At 42.3% G+C, this 1,106-nt stretch carries 2 protein-coding genes; both read left to right on the forward strand.

The features are described 5' to 3' along the window. Positions 1-709: DUF2207 domain-containing protein (locus JGK22_RS33135; RefSeq protein WP_293216100.1), on the forward strand; the 709-nt coding region annotated here is incomplete at its 5' end. Further along, on the forward strand, positions 624-821 hold the full coding sequence (locus JGK22_RS33140; protein ID WP_293209158.1) for a hypothetical protein: 198 nt from the start codon (positions 624-626) through the stop codon (positions 819-821). The genes JGK22_RS33135 and JGK22_RS33140, both read left to right, overlap by 86 nt. The last annotated feature ends 285 nt before the right edge of the window (positions 822-1,106 follow it).

The following is a 1,106-nucleotide window of genomic DNA, read 5'->3' on the forward strand; positions in this document are numbered from 1 at the left end:
CACAGCAGCATACAACAATGAACGGTATCGCTATATTCCGTTAGATAAAGTCGATGCAATTCAAGATGTCACTGTTTCTGAAAATAATCAAATAATTCCTAGTAGCACTGGAACTGAAAACAATCAACTTTGGATTCGTTGGCAACATGAATTAAAACCGCCAGACTCACATACTTTTGTGATTAAATATCGAGTGGTAGGTGGATTGCAGCTAGATAGTGGAAATACTCAAGTTTATTGGAAAGCGATTGCAGCGGGTCGCAAAGCGCCAGTTAATACGGGAAAAGTTACGGTGAATTTACCAGATGCTTTGTCAGGCAAAGTTCTCTCGTTTACGAATTTTGGTGCAGCAGCAGTTCCTCGTCAAGTAGATCCGAAAACCTTTGAATTTGTGGCAAGTCAGGCTATTCAGCCGGAACAAGAATTAGAAGTGCAGATTGCATTTCCCCAGGCAATTCTGAATATACGTCAACCTACTTGGCAACAAAATGGTAATCAATCTCAATCTACTTCGGAAAAAGCGGGCTTTCCCATGATTTTTGTAATGTTTTGGTTCGGGTTTGTGATGTTTTCGATTAGTGGCAGTGCTCGCAGTGATAGTCTTAGTAGCGGTGGTAGCGACTATGACAGTGGCGGCGGTGGTGGCGGTGGCGGTGGCGGTGGCGGTGGTGGCGGTGGCGGCGGTGGTGGCGGTGGCGGTGGTGGTTGATATCAATGGGACTTACGCCACAATCAAAGAAACCGGGTTTTTAGCTAATCTGTGGGTTATAGCGAAGTATTTCGGAAAAAACCCGGTTTCTGGCTATCCGTTGATATATTGATATCCCCCAAATTCAGGAGACGGCAATGCCGTTTCCCTACAAATAATCGGGTAGGGAAATGGCATTGCCGTGTCCGAATTTGCTTGATTTTGAGATAAACCGATCGCACTCCCTACAAAATCATATTCAAAATATGACTTTTATGAACATAATTCATGACTTTAATGAATTGACTCCACAAGATAACTGTTGAATAATTGTAGTCAACACTTATCTTGTGGAAATCCTATGATAAATAAACGACTCCTCAAAAAAATAGTTTTTTGCTTAATGGCTTCATTAAGC

It is taken from the genome of Microcoleus sp. PH2017_08_TRC_O_A, assembly GCF_020738665.1.
Classification (GTDB): Bacteria; Cyanobacteriota; Cyanobacteriia; order Cyanobacteriales; family Microcoleaceae; genus Microcoleus.

Bases quoted from the DNA above. Each gene is read 5' to 3' on its own strand.
- JGK22_RS33140 (WP_293209158.1), top strand. From the start codon at position 624: ATGACAGTGGCGGCGGTGGTGGCGGTGGCGGTGGCGGTGGCGGTGGTG.